Genomic DNA, 20,456 nt, shown 5'->3' with positions numbered 1-20,456 from the left:
ATTAATCTACCTCATTTATCTGATTTGTAATTAATTCTACGACTTGTTCTATTGATAATTCAGATGTATCAATTATGATTGCATCTTCTGCTGGTTTTAATGGGCTATGTTCTCTTGTTGAATCAAAATGATCTCTCGTTTTAATTTTTTCTTTCAAGATATTTAAGTCACTCTTAATTCCTCGCATAATATTATCTTTATAGCGTCTTTCCGCTCTTGTTTCTATTGATGCTGTTAAATAAAATTTATAGTCAGCATTCGGTAATACATTATACCCAATGTCTCTACCATCCATAACGACACAATCTTTATCTGAAATTACTCTTTGAATTTTAACACATTCGTTACGAACGGATATGTATGATGAAACCAAAGATACATTGTTAGATACTTTGTGTGTTCTAATGTTTTTACTTTCATCTATATCGTCCATGTATAATGCTCCATCAACGAATTTGAAAGTTGTCTCTTTGACAAAGTTGAAATTGTCTTCAATAGTTAGATCAATGTTTTGTCTTAATGCTTTTAATGTAATTGCTCGATACATTGCTCCTGTATCAATATATGTATAACCTAATTGCCTTGCAATCATCTTTGCTATAGTGCTTTTACCAGCACCCGCAGGACCATCAATTGCAATTTGAACATGCTTCATATATTCACCTCTCAACTCTTTTAATATTATAACACAACTATGTTTCTTTTCTAAGTTGTTTTAGCTCGTATGGTTTTAACTTTCTATGGTCTCCTTTTCGAAGTCCATCTAAGGTTACAATTCCAAATCTTGTTCTCATTAATTTAAGTACTGGATGTCCTACTGCTTCAAACATTAATTTTACCTGATGATATTTACCTTCAGTGATAATGATTGTGCATATTGATGTTTCATTTTTCTTATTGTATTCGACATCTTTAATCACAGCTTTTTTTGTCATATAACGATCTATTTTAATACCTCTAGAAAGTTTTTGTGATTCTTCTTTTCGTAAGAATCCTTTTACTTTTACACGGTATTCTTTCTCCGTATTGTGTTTTGGAGATGTCATCAGATTAGTAAATGTTCCATCATTCGTGATTAATAACACTCCTGATGTATCATAATCTAATCTCCCTACAGGATAAATACGATTTTCAGAAGGTATTAAATCTAATACCGTTCTTCTATCTTTTTCATCGCTTGTTGTAGATACATAACCTTCTGGTTTATATAGTACATAGTAAACAAACTCTTCTAGAGTTATTGCTTTACCATTTACAATAACTACGTCTTTAGGTCCAACTTTTGTCCCTAATTCCTTAACGATTGTATCATTTACTTTTACTTTACCAGCTGTTATTAATTCTTCAGCTTTTCTTCTTGAAGCGATTCCGCTTCTCGCTATTACTTTTTGTAATCTTTCCATTATATCACCCACAAGATAAAAAGAGGTTATACCCTCTTTTAGTCTTCAATTTCTTCTTCGATTGTTAAATGCACATAACTAATACGACGCTCTTTAATATCTTTTACTACGAATTTAAGTATTAGAATTGTCGGGTCGTCTTCATTATGATCATACGAAGGGATTTCTTGACGGTATGTATATGATTCATCTATTTCAGGAATATCTTCAAACATCTCATACAACCAACCACCTAAACTACTATAATGGCTTTCTGGTTCTGGACCTAGTTCTAACTCTTCAAATAAGTCCTCTAAGTCGATATCTGCATCTACCCCGTACTTATGTTCTTTTATTTGTTGGATTGATTCCCCTTCGACAACATCATGTTCGTCGTAAATCTCTCCTACAAGTTCTTCTAATGCGTCTTCCATTGTAACGATACCACTTGTACCACCGTATTCACCTGAAACGATAGCGATGTGTATCTTTTCTCTTTGTAATGTTTCAATCAAAGTATCTACTTTCATTGATTTTGATACAAAGAAAGGTTCTCTCATTAGTTTTTTTATTGTGACTTTTTGTCCCTTAATCAGTTTTGTAAAAAAGTCTCTTTCGTGTAGTACTCCAATAACGTTATCACGTGTATCTTCAAATACAGGTACTCTACTGAATTGATTATCAAAGAATATTTTCTTTATATCTTCAATAGTATCGTCTTCAACATCAATACCAATCATATCTACACGAGGTGTCATAATTTCGTATACTTGTTTATCATTAAGATCTAATACACTTTGTAGTAACTCAGCTTCATCCTCATCAATACTACCTTCTTCTTCCATAGTATCAATAATTGTTTCTAGTTCATCACCAGTAACACTGATTTGAATTTCATTGTTATCTTTAACAATCCACTTTTTGATTTTCAAGAATATCCAAGTAACAGGTTTTAATACGATAATTATGTAATAAAACAAACTGCTTATTCTTAAAGATATAGTATCAGCATTATTTCTTGCGAAGCTTTTAGGTACTATTTCACCGAAGATTAGAATTACTGTTGTCATAACGAATGTACTCATTATACTAACTAAATTCAATGGTAAAATGGCTGTGAAGAAGCTTACACTAACAACTGTTAATGCGATGTTTGCTAGATTGTTACCAACTAAAATCGTTGTCAATGTTAAATCATAGCTCTCAACAATCCACAATGCTTTCTTACTACCTCTTTTACCGTCTTCAATATTTGTTTTTAATCTTATTGGGTTTACAGTAGAGAATACAGTTTCTGACATACTGAAGAAACTTGATACTACTAATAAAACCAACATTAAAATGCTTAAATCTAATGGTATACTACTAAAACTAAAAGTATACAACCTGACGAGATCTTCCAATTAGCTCACTCCTTATGCGCGCTTATCATATTTTCCAGTATTTGTATTTACAACGATTTTATCGCCTAAGTTTACAAATAAAGGAACTTGTAATTTAAATCCTGTTTCTAAAATACAATCTTTTGTTGCACTTGTTGCTGTGTTACCTTTTACTGCTGGATCAGCTTCTGCTACTTCTAATGTTACTTTTTCAGGAATATCTACTCCTAAAATTTCACCTTCGAAACTAATAACACTCACTTCCATACCTTCAATAATGAAGTTCAATTGATATTTGATACTTTCTTTTTTGATTTCTACTGATTCATATGTTTCATTATCCATGAATACAAAAGTATCTCCCATTGAGTACGAGTATGTCATTTTACTTTTATCTATATGTGCTTTAGCCACTTTTTCTCCGGCTCTCCAAGTTTTATCTACGACTGCTCCCGTACGTAAGTTTCTTAATTTACTTCTTACAAACGCAGGACCTTTCCCAGGTTTTACATGTTGAAATTCCATTACTAACCATAGGTTTCCTTCGTTTTGAATTGTTACACCATTTCTAAAATCATTTGTTGATATCATGTGTCTCACTCCCAATCAATATAATATTATATATAATATTAGTATGAATGTAAACAAAATCATACAATATATCTTTAAATTGACAAAAAGAACAGTACAATTTATAATTGACTTTGAGGAAATAATTATCGCGGATTTTACATATACACGGAGAAGGAAGGCTGGATTATGGCAAATTATTGTTCGAATTGCGGATTAGAATTGCAAGAAAATTCAACAAGATGTAAAGAATGTGGAAATATACAATACATACAACCACAACGTACAACAAAGACAGAAGGCACATCAAGTTCTACAGGTGCGATATCAGTTGCAACTGGGGTTATTGGTTTATTGATTTTTGGTTTACCTCTAGGTATTGTTAGTGTTATTTTAGGTATAAAATCAATAGAATCAACAGCAGGTAAGATTGGATTAATACTTGGTGTTGTAGATATTATTGGTGTTCTATTATTTTTAGGATCACTATAGAAGGAGTAAATTATGGAATGGTATACATGGGTCATAACAATTGTCGGTGGGGTTGTGCTTGGATTATTAGTATCAAGTAGAAAACCTGCAAATAAAGAAGTTATTCATATTGTTAATAACGATGATTTCAAAAACAATATGCGTAAAGGACAATTGGTAGATATTAGAAGCAAAGATGAATTTGAGAAATCAAAAATCAAAGGTGCAAGAAATTTTACAAAGAAAAGTGTCTTATCAAAGTATTCAAAACTTCGTAAAGACCAATCAGTATTCATTTACTGTAATAATGGTAAGAAAAGTTACAACCTTGCAAAAAAGATGTCTAAAGAAGCATTTAAAGCTATTTATGTTTTAGATGGTGGGTTAGAAAACACAAAATAAAAATGATGGAAAATTCCATCATTTTTTTAATAGTAACTTATTGTCCCATCACATCTTGTTTCTGTTCCAGCAATATACCCATTATCCGTTTTCATTATGATTTGTCCCCGACCAAATCCTCCACCATAAAGATCAATTGAAATATGATGACCTAGTTCTCTTAATTGTTGAGCAATATATATATCAAACGAGTTCTCAACACCAACTTTTAATCCTTCATCCCATCTAAATCTTGGACAATCCAGACTAGATTGTGGGTCCATATTGTAATCTACCAGATTCATAACTACTTGTAAATGACCTTGAGGTTGCATAAATCCACCCATAACTCCAAAAGGTCCAACTGCTTTGTTATCTTTCATAATAAATCCTGGAATAATTGTGTGATATGTTCTTTTTCTTGGTGCCAATGCATTGTGATGTTCTTTATCTAAACTGAAAGTATGACCTCTATTCTGCATCGCAATCCCTGTACCATCAATCATAATTCCACTACCGAATCCCATATAGTTACTTTGGATAAATGATACCATGTTACCATCTTTATCAGCGGTTGATAGATATACAGTTCCAGCTTTTTTATAGTCTATTGGTTCTTTCAATGTTGCTTTATCCAAAATGTCTTTCTTTCGTAGTTTTACATATTCATCACTAAGTAGAAAGTCAGGATTCATTTTCATAAAATTAGAGTCTGTAACATATGTAAGTGTATCACTAAATGCAATCTTTAATGCTTCAATTTGCTTGTGATAAGTCATTATATGACCTTGTTCTAATGTTTCATCTTTAAGTAAATTCAATGCCATTAATGCAGTTATCCCTTGTCCATTTGGAGGGATTTCGCAAATATCATATCCTTTATAGTTTACACTGATTGGATCAACCCATTCAGACTCAAAATCTTCTAAATCTGATTGATCTATGAAACCATTATGTTTTTCCATAAATGAGACGATTTTCTTTGATAACTCACCTTTATAAAATGAATCACTATTTGTCTTTCCTATTTCTTCTAGTGTTTGTGCATGTGCTTCACTTTGATAAAAATCACCAGCTTTATATCCCATATTGTTTTTTGTGAACACATCAAAGAATGTGTGATACATCTCACCTTGATTTCTTTTTTTATATGTTTCCATTGCTTTTTCCCAGTAGAAGCCTACTGTTTCAGATACAATAAAACCATTCCTTGCAAGTTCAATCGCAGGTGTTAAACATTCTAATAAACTTAAATTACCAAATCTTTTGTTTAAAGCAGCCCATCCCTTTGGAGTTCCTGGGATAGTAATTGGGATAATTCCAGACACAGGCATTTTATCATGTCCCATCTCTTTTACTTTTTCTATAGAAATGTTCTTACTAGAATACCCACTACTATTTAATCCATAAAGAGAGTCATTCATGTACACAATTGCAAAGCAATCACTACCAATACCATTACTTGTTGGTTCTGTTACTGTTAAGGCAGCGGCAGTTGCTACTGCAGCATCTACAGCATTTCCACCTTTTTTTAGTATATCTAGTCCAATTTGTGAGGCAAGTCCTTCACTTGTAGCTACAACACCGTGTCTTGCATGTACTGATTGTCTTTTACTAAAGAATTGATTATTCATATTACCACTCCTTATTATCAAAACAATTATAACATAACTTGAAAATAGCGTATATCTATTTTCTATAACGGTGTTAAGTCATATAATGAGGGTGAGGTGATAGTATGAAAAAAGTATCAACAATAAAAGCTAGTTTATTAGGTAGTGCAAGTGCACTTGGTTATAACTGGATCTATGATAGAGGATACCTCTTAGAGCTATCAAATAAGAAAGATTTACTATTCCAACCTATTGACCATACAGCATATGATGAATCGACTCAATCATTTGATGTATATCCAGATTTCAAACTTGGAGATGTCGATTTTATGGGAGAATCTCTCTATCTTTTTAGTAAGTTTTTAGCATTAGAGTATGATAATGACCCTCTAAAATGGAGAAATATGATGTATAACCATATTCATGACAATGGAGAGTATAATGGGTATATCGAAAGTTTTGGAAAAGATTTACTATCTCAAGTTAAACATGAACAAGACTATAGTAAAGAACCTAAAGTCTTTACTGACCATATCGATAAACAGTTGATTGGACCTGTATTACTGCTTGCGAGTATGGATAATGATGATATTTCAGATAAAGTAGACACTGTATTAGCGTATTCTAAAGTATTGACAGGTTATACCAATACAAAACATTTTTTAGACATGCTATTTGATGTTCTTGATAACGTAAACGAGTTTAATAAACTAGACGTTCTAAAAAATAGTTTAAAGTATGCTCCTGATGAATATCTTGTTTCACTAGAAAAAGCTATTTCAATGAATGACATCAATGAGTTTATATTTGAATACTCAGGTGTTGCATGTGGATTAGAACAATCCTTTCCTTTAATCTATTATATAGTAGCTCATTATGATACATGGGAAGATGCATTACGTGAAAATGTAATTCTAGGTGGTGCCTCTTGTGCAAGAGGAATATTTATTAGTGCAATATTCAATAAGATTAGTGGTATAAATCCAAAATTCGAGACATTACTAAATCATACATTATAAAAAACTTGTCAACTAGACAATAATTTAGTACAATTTCATAGTACACTTTTACTTAAAGGAGTTGTGACTATGAATGAATTTGGAACTACGATTACTTGTATGGATGGTAGAGTGCAGGAAACTGTTCAACAATATGTTAAAGATAATTATAATGTTAAGTATGTAGATACAATTACTTTGGCAGGGCCAGTAAAAGTAATTGCCTTAAAAAAGCAAAAATCAATTCTACATAACCTTCAGTTTAGAAGTGATATCAGTGTTAACGGACATAAATCCAATATAATTGCTGTTGTTGGGCATCATGATTGTGCTGGAATTGTTGAAGATGATGATACACAAGTTGAGTTTATAAAAGAGTCTGTTAAGACCATTAAAGAATGGTATACAGGTGTTACTGTTATTGGGTTATGGTTAGATGAAAAATTTCAAATTACAAAATTAAACGACTAGTTTTAGTCGTTTTTTTATGGTAATATGTTATATAGTAAACATAGTAAATTGAGGTGTAATATGAAAAAGACATTACTAATATTAACATTATTTATGATAGGGATTTTAACAGGTTGTACTGGAGAACGCATTATGCAGTGCACTCTTCAAGTTGGTGACATTTCACAAACAATTCAGTACACATATACTAGAAATGATATTGTAAGTATTAATGATACGAATAGATTACTGAGTAATGAAGAGATCGATTACTATGAAAATCTATATATTGAATTATATGAAGGCAAAGATATCTTTGAGACAATGGATTTATTCAAAGAGGATGCTGAGGAACGATTAGGTTTGGTATGTATAATAGACTAAAAAAAAGACCATAAATGGTCTTTTTATTTTACTGAATATCCTTTTGATTCAAGATTCCACTGACTCAATCTATTAAATAGAGGAGAAGGAAGTAATGAATCTTTCGATATAATCTTTGTCGGTTCTACATTCTCTTTAAATTTGTCAATTACCTCAATATCACTTAATGCGATTAAACCTAAGGCAACTAAATCATATCCTGATTTGAATGCTTCTTCTATTTTAGGAAGGGTATCAAGACCACCTACACCTATAAGTGGTACTCTACCATCAATAACTTCAAGTAATTGGTTTGCGATAGAGATTGTATTTTCTTTATCTCTGATTGATAATTGATCGTGTTTTCCTAATGAAATGTGTAGATAATCAACACCAAGTTTACATAATTGATTTACCAATACTTTTGTTTGATCAAGTGTTATTCCTGGGTTTTCAATTTCTTCAGGACTAAATCTGTATCCAATTATGAATTCTTCTGTCGCATAATGTTGTTTGGTTCTTAGCAATCTTTTTGTTAGTTTTAATGGAAAGCTTAATCTTTTTTTATCAGATCCACCAAACTCATCATCTCTTTGATTTGAATGAGGACTGAAGAATTGTTGTATTAAGTATGTATTTGCACCATGTAGTTCTACACCATCAAACCCAGCTTTAATTGCGAGTTTAGTTGCATCTACAAAATCATCTATGATGTCATACACTTCTGATGTTCTAAGTTCTCTTGGTGTTACACAGTAGTCTCTTTCTGCTTTTACAGCACTAGCGCTAACTATGTCTTGCCCATTATAAAGACCAGGAGGATTCATTCTTCCTCCATGATGTATTTGAAGGATTGCTTTTGATCCTTCTTTTTTTATTGAATTTGCTAATCTAGTCATTGAGTCTAAGTATCTAATATCCCTAATAGATATCTGATTCTCGAATGCTTGTGCGTTTTTACTAATCGCTGTAGCTGCAGTAATTATCATACCAAATTGCTTTGCTCTACTATTATAATAAACTTCTTCTTCCTCCGATAATGTTAAATCGTCATTAGAAGAATAGGTTGTCATAGGTGCTAAGCAAAATCTATTTTTTATCGTTGTACCATTTTTGAATGTGTATGGTTTAAATATGTCTTTCATGCTATCACCTCTACTCTATTATATAGAACTTTCCTTGATTTAAGAAATGATATATAAAAAGAATAGATTTCTCTATTCTTAATTGTACTCATTTATGATACCGATTATATCATCTTTGAAGTCTACAGATTCATATCCTGTACAAGATGTTGGAGTTCCAGAACATACTAGTATTGTATTTCCATTTTTAGATATTTCATAGTTTTCTGCGTCACCTTGGATAATGTAGATATCGTCGTCAATCTCAGTCGTAATAATTGTCACTGTACCATATTGTACTTCAACTATATGACCATTGTTAGTAAATATATCATAATCGTTTTCTGTTTTTACATATTCATAAGTTTCACCAGAGAAACTGATGCTATCTACATCTTCATTCTCCTCTGTGTTACCACATGCTGTTAATGTAAGTATTGAAATTAATAGTAATAGTTTTTTCATCTCTTATCCTCTAAAATATATCTTCCTGAAGTTGTGGACTTCTTCTTTTTAGTTCAAAAATAAATCGTTCTTTATCTTCTGGACTAATTTCTGTGTATGCTGTTAACTTCTTTTTATGGCTTTCCTTGATTCGCACTCTATCACTAGATAAGGCGTAACTGTTTGTTAACCCTTTTTTTTCAGTGATTTCAGATATGTTTGAATACTTAATTCTCTTAATAACAAACCCAAATCTTATAAGTAAATGATCATCTCTTAATTCATAGAATCCAATCATTACAAATGGTAGAATAATTGCCATATTTAGCAATGATACTAGAACTACGATAAACATTTCTTCTCTTGGTACAACAAATATAATAGGTACTACTAGAAATGCAGAAAAATACATCACCAGTCTCATCCATAAATCAATTTTTACTTTAAATTTCATAATTATTTATAACTTCCATTTAGATAACGACACATTTCGAATAATACGAATTGATGTTTGATATCTGTGAAGTTATAAGTCACCTCCTTGTAGTCAAAGCTAAAGCTATGTCTCATTGTGTTTACTTGATGTTTTATGTCTTTAAGATCAAAGACACGAGTTTCTTTATTGTTTTTCAGAGTTATTTTTTTATCTTTATAATATAAAGTGTATTTCCCTACTTTTTTATTTTTAAGTTTCTTTGTGTTTACAACATTTAAAGTTACTGGAAATGAGAATTCTGAATGTATTACTTCTTCAATATGAGAGTATTGTTCCTTGTTATAATCAACTAAGTTATCATGTTTATTACCCTCTATAAATTCAAACTCATTAATTGTACCTATTGTTCCACATGTTGAACAATTAATATGTGAGTCTTCTCCATAAATAGTCATTACACTATTACATTTATTACAGTAATAGATAAGTCTCTCTATTCCTTCAGCTCTCTTTTTTCTTTTCATCGGAATCATATGTTCTCTTTGATAGTCATAATCGTTATGATATAGTTCTTTTTCAACTATTTTTGTTATTTGGTCCGGTTCTAATTCTTTTAATTCTTCTTTGGTTATAATCGTTTTTGTGTATGTATGAAGTTGTCCAGATTTACTAAAGTAATCTGCCCATCTAGGCTGTGAGATGTATCCTAGTGCTTGTTTTGTTAATACGACATCCACATTTGTTTTCTTTAATAATCGTCCGGTGTTCTGAAATATTTCAAGTGTTTCTCCATAGTATGTATTATCTCCCTCTGGAAATACTCCAATACTATAACCCATCTTAAGGTATCTAAACATTTCTTTGGTTGCTTTTACGTCTTTTTTACCTACTCTTTTTCTGATTGCTCTGGCTATATATTTAAGAAGAGCTTTTTTTGATTTATCCAAAAATGCAATTTCTGTTACAACGAAACGGATTCTTGTTTTATTATGTTTCATCAGTGCAAAAGCATCCCATGTATTAAAATGGTTGCTTATTAAAATGAAAGGTTCCCTATCCTTTGTGATTTTATCCCCAAAATGTGTTACTTTAAGTTCTCGTTCCATAAGAAATACGATGATTGGTCTGATAAGACCAACGATAAAGTCAGCAAATCTTTCGTGCAGTGGGGCTTTCATTTTATCACTCCTCAATCTATTATAGCATAAAAAAAATAGACCAAGAGGTCTATTTTAGTAATTGTACTAAGTTTGAATCAATGATAGTTAGTTTATCTATGTATTCTTTGTATGTATTTGCATCTATCGTTTCTTTATACATGATCAATTCGAAGTTTTTTCTAATCGAATGAACTTGCTTCATTGATGGTAATTCGAAGCTATCTTTTAGAAGTTCTATTGTATCTTTTAGTGCTTCTAATACTTTAGAACGTGAGAAGTTTTTGGTTAGTTTATTTTCGATAAACTCAGTGTTTATTTCAAGTCCGTTTTTTGCATCTTCTATTACTTTTTTATTGAACCCTATTAAACAGTTTGTACCCCCACAAACACCACAATGGTTTTCTCCTAAACAGATGTCTTCTAATGTGTTATACATAGTGTTGTAGAAGTTATGAAGTCTTGTAGCTGTACGTTGGTATTCAGTTGAGCGTCCTAGTCTTCGTAATGCTACTGTTGGTTTTAATAATACATAGCTCATAAATAATAGTATTAAGGTAACAAACGTAATATTGAATACCGATAAGTATGTAGTTGGAAGAGAACCTATTAGTTTGATGTACCCAAATACAAAGAAAACCGTTGATGCGACTATCTTTATATAAAACTCATCAACCTTATTCCCTAGTTTAATCCCGACAAATATACCAAGAAGTCCAGTAAGAACCATCCCTGATACTGTCCCAATTAGGATAAATACTGGGTTCACAGCATCTGTTGCTAGAATGATTGCTGTTAACTGTGTTTTGTCACCAAGTTCGCCAATAAAGAAGGCAAGTGCAACTGTTGATATTGGACCAAAGAATGTTTTTGATTTAGATTCGTCTTCGTCATCCATTTTTAGGTTCCATAATCCGAACAATAGAAAACTGAATCCAGCAATAATTCCAAGTGCTGATATTGGAATTATTTTATATAAGTTCGCACCTAGTAAAACTGCGAGTGCGTGATTTAAAAAGGAACCGATTAAGATTCCAAGTACTACTTGTTTGATTTTATATTTTGTAGCAAATGCCATTGCGAGAATCTGAGTTTTATCTCCCATTTCAGCTACAAATATTAACAGTAATGCTCTGAATAACTCTGCCATGATTTCACCTGTTTTCTATAATATTGATTACCTTTTTAAATGTGTTATCGAAGTTATTTAAATCCACATCAACCCAGTTACAATCAAATTGATTGTTGAAGAATGTGAATTGTTTTTTTGCTAGGTTTCTTGATTTTTGTTTTATTTTGTTTACTGCTTCTTCTAATGTGCAATTTTTATCAAAGTATGTATACAGTTCTTTGTATCCAATGGCTTGTACACTGTTTGATTGTATGTTGGCATCATATAATGATTTCACTTCTTCTATTAAACCATTGTTTATCATTATGTCAACTCGTTTGTTTATAATTTCATATAATTGTTCTCGTTCAAGAGTTAAACCAATTAATGTGAAATCATATACTTTGTTATCTTTGTTTGTATTATCTGATACTTTGTTTGATGAAGATCTACTGATTGCCTGTAATACTCTTTTTCTGTTGTTTGGATGTATTTTAATGCTTGATTCTTCATCTTTTTCCTTTAAGATACTATGTAGTTCTTCGTTGTTAAGATCTTTATATTCCTCTTCTAAGGAATGATCTCTTTTTGTTTCGTCGAAATTATAATCATATAATACTGATTTTATGTATAACCCAGTCCCTCCTACGATTAATGGTATTTGGTTTTTTGAGTTGAACTCATCAATTTTATTTCGTACAAGTTTCTGATAAAGTGCGACACTAAAATCTTCTGTTGGTTCGAAGATATCAATTAAATGATGTTTGATTCCTTGTGTTTCTTCCTTTGTTACTTTTGCGCTTCCGATGTCTAGTTTCTTGTATACTTGGACACTATCACCACTGATGATTTCAGTGTTATAGTGTTTTGCGAGCATAATACTTAGTTTGGTTTTCCCAATACCTGTTGGTCCTACTAAAACAATCATTACATAATCCTCTTAAACATTTTTTCGATTTCTGTTTGTGTGAATTTTATAATAACTGGTCTTCCATGAGGGCAAGTATATGGGTTGGTACATTGTTCTAAATCATAAAGAAGTTTATCTATTTCAATTCTATTGATATATTTGTTTGCCTTGATACTGTGTTTACAGCTTAGGTTCTTCGCTAAGTCATCACGGATACCTTCTACAGTTAAATCTCTACCTTCAATTATGTATTTTACGATTTCTTCTGTATAAGATTGTTCAAATCCTTTTGGGAAGTATGATGGGACTTCTAATATATCTACCCCACTGTGGTTATTGTCTACTAGTGATACACCAAGAGGTAGAGTGATATCAAGATTATCTTTTATTTGAAGGACCTCTGCGTTACTTAAGTCTAATGTCATTGGGATTAAAAGTTTTGTTGTGTTAATTTCAACTTCTCCAAATTTCTTTTTATAGTTTTCATATCTAATTCTTTCAGCAGCTGCGTGTTGATCTATGATGAATAGACCTTCACTGTTTTGAGCGATTAGGTATGTACCTAGATACTGTCCTATATATTCCATATTTGGTACTTTGGTTGTTTTTGTTTCTATTGTTTGTTCTATTTTTAGTTCTGGTTTTTCACCGACTTTATTCTCAATAAATGTCATAAAATCTTCTTTTACTAATGTTGGCTCTAATGTATCTGAACTAAGGTTTAATGTTTCGTATTTATAGTCTTGTTCTTTTTTAGGTGTTTTCATTTCTGGGATTAGGTCTAATCTTTGTAATGTTTCTGTGATTGTGTTTCTGATTAGACTGTGAAGCATTCTTTGTTCTGTGAATTTCACTTCTAATTTTTGGGGATGAATGTTTACGTCTATTAAAAGTGGGTCTAATTCTATTTGAAGAAAGACGATTGGGTATTTCCCAATCGGAATGAATGTTTTAAATCCATCGATGACTGCGTTTATTACTTTTGAGTTTTTAATCATTCTGTTGTTGGCGATTAATGTTACGTGGTTTCTTGTTGATCTGTTGAACATTGGTTTTGTTAGAAACCCTTTTATTTTAAAGTACTGGTTCTGGTTTTCAAATGGAACCATGCTTTTTATGATTTCTATGCTATATATATTGCTTAGAACTTTTAGGTGATCATTTGATCCTGGAGTTCTAAAGATGACTTTTTTATTGTTAGATAATGTGAAGCTTATTTCTGGATGTGATAATGCTATTTTGTTTATGTAGTTCACGATATAACTAAGTTCTGTGTTTGTTGCTTTCAGATGCTTTAGTCTAGCTGGTGTGTTAAAGAATAGGTATTTTACGTTAATCGTTGTCCCTTTTCTTGGGCTATACTCCCCTTGATTTTGGATGACACCGTTTTTTAGTTCAATTTTGTATCCTGTTTCACCTTCACTTGAAATGATATCCATATGAGATACTGAGGCAATACTAGGCATTGCTTCTCCACGGAATCCTAGTGTGTTGATATGATATAGATCATGAGATGTTTTAATTTTAGATGTAGCATGACGTTGAAAGCACATTAAAATATCTTCTTTTGACATTCCATCACCGTTATCAATAACTTTGATTTCTTGAAGACCTGTCTCTAGTAGTTCTATTTTAATGTCTGTACTGTTTGCGTCTATACTGTTTTCAACTAGTTCTTTTACGACTGAGGCCATGTTTTCTACTACTTCACCTGCGGCGATTAAATTAGATAGTTGATCGTTGAGTTGTATTATTTTTCCCATATCATCACTTCTTTCTACACTATTATACAAAATTATATATATTTTATCTATAAAAAGTAAAAAAGTAGATTTCTCTACTTTTTAAATAAATGTAAATACTCGCTATATCCTTTTTTACTCATATCTTCTTTCTTGATGAATTGAAGTGATGCACTGTTTATACAATATCGTAAGTTTCCATCTGGCCCATCGTTAAAGACGTGTCCTAGATGTGAATCAGGTGTACTGCTTCTTACTTCGGTACGGATCATTCCATGGGTAACGTCTGTCTTTTCTACAACTAATTTTTCGTTCACTGGTTTTGTAAAACTAGGCCATCCACAATGCGCATCAAATTTATCGTTTGAACTGAATAGTACTTCTTTACTAATGATGTCTACATAGATACCTTCTCCAAATTCATTATAATACTCGTTTTGAAATGGTGCTTCAGTACCATTCTTCTGTGTTACTCTATATTGAATATCAGTTAACTTACTGATTTCATCTTTAAATTTTTTCATGATATCACCTCGTTTATAGTATATCAAACATCATATATATTATATGTGTAAATGCAATAAAAAAAGCCACTACTGTGGCTATTTTAATAGTTCTTCATCGAATTTACAAAGTACCCAAATACTTTGAAATATTGTTACTACGATGTAAAGCATTAAAATTATTTCATTTATCAATTGAAAAATCAAGAGTATTCCTACTATTAGTACTAATTGAGATAGTAAAAAATTAATAAAGATTTTTTTATGATGTTTTGTTTTTAACGCAATTGCTGAAGCAATAACAATAACTAATACGTTGGTAATCAAGAATATTATTGTAAGTGTCGCAGTAGCGTCTATACAAGTCGCAAATGTTATTGATGATGTTTTAAGATCTAAATTAATCAGTGATGCGATTAATACTATCACGAATCCAGTAACCAATAACTTTATTTTTTTTCTAATCATGGGATTCCTTCTTGAAAGGAAAACATATAGATAGATTATACTTGGAACGGATGTTATTGGAAGCAAATAGTATATATAATCACTATATGATTTCAATATTATTTCAGTTCCTGATGTTATGTTGATTCTTGTGAAATACAGTTCACTGATATCTTGATAATTCATACTAAATAATAAACTAAATAATACAAGTATAATCATTAAGCTGATCAATAGTTCGTTTTTATAGCATTCTAATCTCTTATACATTTTGTACCTACCTTTATCCCTTATTATTATTAGACACCCTTCCAAAGTGAACTAATAATTTGTTACATTTATCATACTATATTTCATTTCACTTTAATTCTCATTTCTGCAAGTTACATTTAAATTGCTTTATAATACAGAAAAAAAAGCTAGATTCAGCTTTTTTATTAATCTATCGTACAAGTACCACCTATTGATTCCATTGCTACTTTTGTGTTGTCAATGTATGACTCGATTCCACCAGCAATTGATACAAATGCACTATAATCCATAGTAATTCCTTCAATTACGATACCATCTTCAATTTCAACACCCATATAACTGTATTTGATTAACTCTTCGTCATCATATACATATTCATATTCGTCAGTACCTACAACACAAGTCATAGTTGATTTTTCTGTACAACCAGTTAATGTGAATAATACTAAAAGTGTTACTAAAAATAAAAATCCCTTTTTCATAGTTTTAAGTCTCCTTCCCTTTGTATTTGACTATTTGCGACATATATTCTTATTAGTCTTGGAGCTAAGAATACTAGTCCTATACTAATTGTTATTATAATTATATTTTCAATATCTATTATTGATATTGATAAATGAAAGAACTGAAACCATATATATGATAATAGTAGTAATGTTCCTATCGTATTAGATACTATATTAATTTTACCATGATATATCCTATTTATTTCAAATCTTTTACTTTTGTCGCTTGTTTTTTTTGTTTCCGTGTTTATTTTTTTTACAAGATTGATCTGAACAATCAATGTTATAAGTAGAACAATAGCCATATAGGAGATAAATCTAGTAAATTCTTTGCTACGTTCTATTATTATATCTAATTCATTTAAATACTCAGTAGTAAAATGACCTTCATCGTTGAAGATTTCTGTATCTCCAAAAAAATTATCGAAATTTACAAACTCTTTTTCTAAAACATATAACCCTATTAAAACGATGAAAACAATCAATATTTTAATCCCTTTTCCCATCAAGTTATCCCCCTATAGTTTGTTGATGATTTTGTGTAATAAGTTTAGTGCTTCAATTGGTGTAAGTTCATCAACTGATATATCTTTTAGCTCAGTAATGATTTCGTTTTCTTTAGGAAGTTCTTCTTCCTCATGATCATCAAAGTTAAATAAGTTGATATGTACATCATCACTTAGTTTTTGATGATTAAATTCTAAGTCTTTGAGTATTTTTTTAGCTCTTGCGATAACTCCTGTTGGGAGTTCTGCGAGACTTGCTACGTTGATACCGTATGATTTGTCGGTTGGTCCTTCTTTGATTTTGTGTAAAAATATTATTTTACCGTTTTCTTCTTTTGCGGACACATGAACATTCTTTAGTGTAGCTAGAGAGTCTTCTAGAGATGTTAGTTCATGGTAATGTGTACTGAAGAATGTTTTACATTTTATTTTCTCGTGGATATATTCAATGATTGATTGAGCAAGTGCCATACCATCGTATGTCGCAGTTCCTCTTCCGATTTCATCAAATAGAATTAACGAATTCTCAGTTGCGTTTTGTAGTGCGTTATTGGCATCTAGCATTTCAACCATGAATGTTGATTTACCACTTACTAAGTCATCGGCTGCGCCGATTCTTGTGAAGATTTGATCAAAGACCGGTATTTTCGCTTTTGATGCAGGTACAAATGAACCTATTTGAGCCAGAATTACTGTTAAAGCCATTTGTCTCATGTATGTTGATTTACCACTCATATTTGGTCCAGTGATTAAAAGTATGTTTGTTTTCTTGTCCATAACTATATTGTTAGGAACAAAGACATCATCAATTAGTACTTTTTCAACTACTGGGTGTCTTGAGTCGATAATTTCAATTGTGTTGTTTGTTGTTAATGTTGGTTTGATTAAGTTAAAATCTTCACTAATCTGAGATAGACTGATCATCATATCTACTTCACTAATGATATTAGCGTTTTTTTGGATAGTTGAGATATATGATTTTGCTTGTTCTCTTATCTCTAGGAATAATTCGTATTCTAGTTTTACTGATTTATCTTCACTAGTTAGAATAATTGTTTCTTTTTGTTTTAGTTCTTCTGTGATGTAACGTTCACTGTTTGATAGTGTTTGTTTTCTTGTGTATCCAAATTCATCTTTGATATTTGGTACTTGCCCTTTAGGGACTTCTATATAGTAACCAAATACTCTGTTGTATCCGATTCTAAGTTTTTTAATTCCTGTTTTTTCTTTTTCTTGTTCTAATAATTCATCTAGCCATACTTTTACATCTTTGGCTGCGTTTTTGATTTCATCTAGTTCTTTGTTGTATCCTTCTCTAATAATGTTTCCTTCTTTTATTGTTAGAGGAGGTTCTTCTGATATTGAGTTTATAAGCAAACTAGATAATTCTTCTAAATCATCGATTGATGTACTTAGAAAGCTAGTGTGACTGTTGTTTAACTCGTTTAATTTTTGCTTAAGTTCCGGGAGAATACTAAGTGATCTTCTTAGTTGAACCAAATCTTTGGCGTTTGTATTTCCGTAACTTATTCTACCTACGATACGTTCTAAGTCGTATACATTCTTAAGTAGCGATTTTATCTCTTCTTTTATGATGAATTCTTTGTTTAGTACATCAATTGTTTTATATCTTGTATTAATTGTGTCTTTATTTACAAGAGGTCTTAGAATCTGTTTTTTTAGATATCTTGATCCCATTGCAGTTTCACATTTATCAATTAACCAGAATAATGATCCGATTCTATTGTTTTGTCTTAGTGTTTCAGTTAGTTCTAAGTTTCTTACAGTGTTTGAATCCATACGTAGATAAGAAGATGCTTCTAGTAAAACAGCTTTCTTAAGATGCATCAATTCTCTTTTCTGTGTTTTTATGATGTAGTTTAATAGTCTTTTAAATGTTTTTTGTTCTTCTTTTGATGGTAAGTCTGAATATAAATGATCAAATACAGAGTTTACTTCTGTTTCGTTATTGTACGAAACCAAAACTCCTTCACTGTTTATATACTTCTCTAAATGAGATTCATCAAAATAATTACTCATAACAATCTCTTTTGGATTGATTTGAAGTAACTCATTAATTAATATGTTTAAGTCTTTTGGTAAAGTCATACTATAGCTATCACCTGTCGATAAATCTAGATAGCTTATTGTATAGTTATCGATATTTATTCCAATACAAGCAAGGTATAATGCATCTTCACTTTTAGATTCGATGTATGTACCTGGTGTTATCAGTCTAACGACATCTCGTTTCACGATTCCTTTTGCTTCTTTTGGATCTTCAACTTGTTCACATATAGCGACTTTATACCCTTTATTGATCAAACGTTCTATATATCCTTCAGCTGCATGATGTGGAACACCACACATTGCGACTTTATCTTTCGCTCCTGCGTCTCTTGCGGTTAATTGGATTTCTAGTTCTTTACTTGCTAGATACGCATCACTGAAGAACATTTCGTAGAAATCTCCAAGTCGAAAAAAGACTATAGCATCGTTATAGTCTTCTTTTATTGTTAAATATTGTCTCATCATCGGAGTATATTGTGATTTATCTATGTTCTGCATATTATCACCTATCTGGAAGTTATTGCATTAAGAACCAAGCCAAAGCTCCTGCTCCACCTATTATAACAACTATTCCCAAAATAATCAGTAAATTTTTCATTTTTCTCTTACGTTCTACTGCCATGTTATCAGCTATCTCATCAAATTTTAATTGATATAAATATTCTTCAATGTTCATACCTGAAAATACTTTTAAACTATTAGTATACATTGGTGCTTCTTTAGCTGGCATTTTGATTAAGATATACTCAATCATATCTGATTTCTTAAGTTCTATAGAAACATTAACTTTTCTACGTTTAGCATAACGTTCGATCTCAAGAATAGATTTTTTCGATATCTCTTCAATTTTTTCTTTATCTAATTTAAGTTTTAAAGCAACGATGTCAATTAACTGCTTTTTATTGATACGTCTTGGAATTTCCACACCATACATTTTACCTAATTCTCTTAATTCAGTAAGTGTAGTAGATTGGTTTAACACTTCTTTTGCATCTTCAATTAAAGTTCCATCGAAGTATCCTTGTGGTTCGAAGTATACTTCTTCAAAATTCTTTTTCATTTCTTCGAAAGTTTCTTGTGGTTGTTTTGCATATTTCAAAGTCAGATTTTGAAGTTTAACAAACTCCAAGTTGTTAATTCCTAGTTCAGTACGATTACGTACTATGATGTCCCAAAAATCTTTCTTGTATTCATCAATATTAATTTTCATTTGATATCCAAATGCAAGTTTCTCTAATTGGAACACTGTGAATTTATCAAAAAAGCGCAATCTAATTTTCATCTCATCGGAAAATTTATTTGTACTTTCAGCATCTGCGATTGCAGGTGCAATATTCTTACGAACAAGTGCTTTATGGAAATAATATGGTAAATATATTTCCTTGTTTTTAAGATATTTTACTATCTCGTTTGATGGTATTACTATAAATGACTCAATCAATTTAGATATTTTAACTTTTTTAGAGTACAAAAAGATAAAATCATCTTTGCCACGTCCTTTTTTAGCCATATTCATCACTCCTTATCATATTTTCTGTATGTCAAATATATTATATATCATTTCAATATATAAAGCAATAGGAAATTGCTTAAAAAAGGCATTTCCCACTATTCCGTAATAAAAATATGGATGTTTGA

Annotated in this window: 23 protein-coding genes; 5 read left to right on the top strand and 18 right to left on the bottom strand. The window is 30.9% G+C overall.

The features are described 5' to 3' along the window. Position 1: 1 nt before the first annotated feature. From cmk to efp, 4 genes are read right to left on the bottom strand one after another with little or no spacing between them, the layout of a single operon-like run. Positions 2 to 655 (bottom strand): (d)CMP kinase, encoded by a 654-nt coding sequence (gene cmk, locus AC2LE6_RS01430; RefSeq protein ID WP_484477453.1) that lies wholly within the window; start codon positions 653 to 655, stop codon positions 2 to 4. A 37-nt stretch (positions 656 to 692) separates the two neighbouring features. Continuing rightward, the gene (locus AC2LE6_RS01425) at positions 693 to 1,403 is read right to left on the bottom strand and encodes a pseudouridine synthase (RefSeq protein WP_484477452.1); all 711 of its coding nucleotides are present in this window, start codon (positions 1,401 to 1,403) and stop codon (positions 693 to 695) included. 38 nt (positions 1,404 to 1,441) lie between these two features. Then, on the bottom strand, positions 1,442 to 2,785 hold the full coding sequence (locus tag AC2LE6_RS01420) for a hemolysin family protein (RefSeq protein WP_484477451.1): 1,344 nt from the start codon (positions 2,783 to 2,785) through the stop codon (positions 1,442 to 1,444). Between the two features lie 12 nt (positions 2,786 to 2,797). Beyond that, complete coding sequence (efp, locus tag AC2LE6_RS01415) at positions 2,798 to 3,355, bottom strand: elongation factor P (RefSeq protein WP_484477450.1); 558 nt, start codon at positions 3,353 to 3,355, stop codon at positions 2,798 to 2,800. A 168-nt stretch (positions 3,356 to 3,523) separates the two neighbouring features. Between efp and AC2LE6_RS01410 the strand changes: the two genes are divergently transcribed. Continuing rightward, complete coding sequence (locus tag AC2LE6_RS01410; RefSeq protein WP_484477449.1) at positions 3,524 to 3,826, top strand: hypothetical protein; 303 nt, start codon at positions 3,524 to 3,526, stop codon at positions 3,824 to 3,826. Between the two features lie 12 nt (positions 3,827 to 3,838). Next, a complete protein-coding gene (locus AC2LE6_RS01405; RefSeq protein WP_484477448.1) occupies positions 3,839 to 4,207 on the top strand; it encodes a rhodanese-like domain-containing protein in 369 nt (122 codons plus the stop codon). Between the two features lie 26 nt (positions 4,208 to 4,233). On the opposite strand, the gene AC2LE6_RS01400 is transcribed toward AC2LE6_RS01405, so the two are convergent. After that, entirely contained in the window at positions 4,234 to 5,820 is a 1,587-nt protein-coding gene (locus tag AC2LE6_RS01400) for a gamma-glutamyltransferase family protein (RefSeq protein ID WP_484477447.1), read from the bottom strand. A gap of 104 nt (positions 5,821 to 5,924) precedes the next feature. Between AC2LE6_RS01400 and AC2LE6_RS01395 the strand changes: the two genes are divergently transcribed. The 3 genes from AC2LE6_RS01395 to AC2LE6_RS01385 all read left to right on the top strand — a co-directional run bounded on the left by AC2LE6_RS01395 (position 5,925) and on the right by AC2LE6_RS01385 (position 7,631). Continuing rightward, positions 5,925 to 6,818 carry an ADP-ribosylglycohydrolase family protein gene (locus tag AC2LE6_RS01395; protein ID WP_484477446.1) on the top strand — a complete coding sequence of 298 codons (894 nt, stop codon included), beginning with the start codon at positions 5,925 to 5,927 and terminating at the stop codon, positions 6,816 to 6,818. Positions 6,819 to 6,887: 69 nt separating this feature from the next. Further along, positions 6,888 to 7,268, top strand: coding sequence for a carbonic anhydrase (locus AC2LE6_RS01390; protein WP_484477445.1), 381 nt, complete (start codon positions 6,888 to 6,890; stop codon positions 7,266 to 7,268). Between the two features lie 60 nt (positions 7,269 to 7,328). Continuing rightward, a complete protein-coding gene (locus AC2LE6_RS01385) occupies positions 7,329 to 7,631 on the top strand; it encodes a hypothetical protein (RefSeq protein WP_484477444.1) in 303 nt (100 codons plus the stop codon). Positions 7,632 to 7,654: 23 nt separating this feature from the next. On the opposite strand, the gene AC2LE6_RS01380 is transcribed toward AC2LE6_RS01385, so the two are convergent. The 13 genes from AC2LE6_RS01380 to AC2LE6_RS01320 all read right to left on the bottom strand — a co-directional run bounded on the left by AC2LE6_RS01380 (position 7,655) and on the right by AC2LE6_RS01320 (position 20,328). Continuing rightward, positions 7,655 to 8,755: an NADH-dependent flavin oxidoreductase gene (locus AC2LE6_RS01380; protein WP_484477443.1), complete on the bottom strand. Its 1,101-nt coding sequence runs from the start codon at positions 8,753 to 8,755 to the stop codon at positions 7,655 to 7,657. A 78-nt stretch (positions 8,756 to 8,833) separates the two neighbouring features. Further along, on the bottom strand, positions 8,834 to 9,199 hold the full coding sequence (locus tag AC2LE6_RS01375; protein WP_484477442.1) for a hypothetical protein: 366 nt from the start codon (positions 9,197 to 9,199) through the stop codon (positions 8,834 to 8,836). Positions 9,200 to 9,209: 10 nt separating this feature from the next. Next, positions 9,210 to 9,632, bottom strand: a complete 423-nt coding sequence (locus tag AC2LE6_RS01370) for a PH domain-containing protein (RefSeq protein WP_484477441.1) — start codon at positions 9,630 to 9,632, stop codon at positions 9,210 to 9,212. A 2-nt stretch (positions 9,633 to 9,634) separates the two neighbouring features. Beyond that, a complete protein-coding gene (locus tag AC2LE6_RS01365) occupies positions 9,635 to 10,792 on the bottom strand; it encodes a lysophospholipid acyltransferase family protein (protein WP_484477440.1) in 1,158 nt (385 codons plus the stop codon). A gap of 49 nt (positions 10,793 to 10,841) precedes the next feature. Further along, positions 10,842 to 11,921 carry a TMEM165/GDT1 family protein gene (locus AC2LE6_RS01360; protein WP_484477439.1) on the bottom strand — a complete coding sequence of 360 codons (1,080 nt, stop codon included), beginning with the start codon at positions 11,919 to 11,921 and terminating at the stop codon, positions 10,842 to 10,844. 4 nt (positions 11,922 to 11,925) lie between these two features. Further along, positions 11,926 to 12,810: a tRNA (adenosine(37)-N6)-dimethylallyltransferase MiaA gene (gene miaA / locus AC2LE6_RS01355; protein ID WP_484477438.1), complete on the bottom strand. Its 885-nt coding sequence runs from the start codon at positions 12,808 to 12,810 to the stop codon at positions 11,926 to 11,928. Continuing rightward, positions 12,810 to 14,555, bottom strand: a complete 1,746-nt coding sequence (mutL, locus tag AC2LE6_RS01350; RefSeq protein ID WP_484477437.1) for a DNA mismatch repair endonuclease MutL — start codon at positions 14,553 to 14,555, stop codon at positions 12,810 to 12,812. Before mutL ends, miaA begins: the two co-directional genes overlap by 1 nt. Before the next feature lie 74 nt (positions 14,556 to 14,629). Beyond that, positions 14,630 to 15,058, bottom strand: a complete 429-nt coding sequence (gene msrB, locus AC2LE6_RS01345; RefSeq protein ID WP_484477436.1) for a peptide-methionine (R)-S-oxide reductase MsrB — start codon at positions 15,056 to 15,058, stop codon at positions 14,630 to 14,632. 78 nt (positions 15,059 to 15,136) lie between these two features. Beyond that, positions 15,137 to 15,754, bottom strand: a complete 618-nt coding sequence (locus AC2LE6_RS01340) for a hypothetical protein (RefSeq protein ID WP_484477435.1) — start codon at positions 15,752 to 15,754, stop codon at positions 15,137 to 15,139. A 167-nt stretch (positions 15,755 to 15,921) separates the two neighbouring features. Next, a complete protein-coding gene (locus AC2LE6_RS01335) occupies positions 15,922 to 16,218 on the bottom strand; it encodes a hypothetical protein (RefSeq protein WP_484477434.1) in 297 nt (98 codons plus the stop codon). Beyond that, a complete protein-coding gene (locus AC2LE6_RS01330; RefSeq protein WP_484477433.1) occupies positions 16,215 to 16,748 on the bottom strand; it encodes a hypothetical protein in 534 nt (177 codons plus the stop codon). The genes AC2LE6_RS01335 and AC2LE6_RS01330 overlap by 4 nt, the downstream gene beginning before the upstream one ends. A 12-nt stretch (positions 16,749 to 16,760) precedes the next feature. After that, entirely contained in the window at positions 16,761 to 19,316 is a 2,556-nt protein-coding gene (mutS, locus tag AC2LE6_RS01325) for a DNA mismatch repair protein MutS (protein ID WP_484477432.1), read from the bottom strand. A 19-nt stretch (positions 19,317 to 19,335) separates the two neighbouring features. Beyond that, positions 19,336 to 20,328, bottom strand: a complete 993-nt coding sequence (locus AC2LE6_RS01320; RefSeq protein WP_484477431.1) for a hypothetical protein — start codon at positions 20,326 to 20,328, stop codon at positions 19,336 to 19,338. Positions 20,329 to 20,456: the final 128 nt, after the last annotated feature.

The sequence above is a fragment of the Candidatus Izemoplasma sp. genome, from assembly GCF_982632705.1.
The sequence above is the reverse complement of the archived record's forward strand: the minus strand, read 5'-3'. Positions and strand labels throughout refer to the sequence as shown.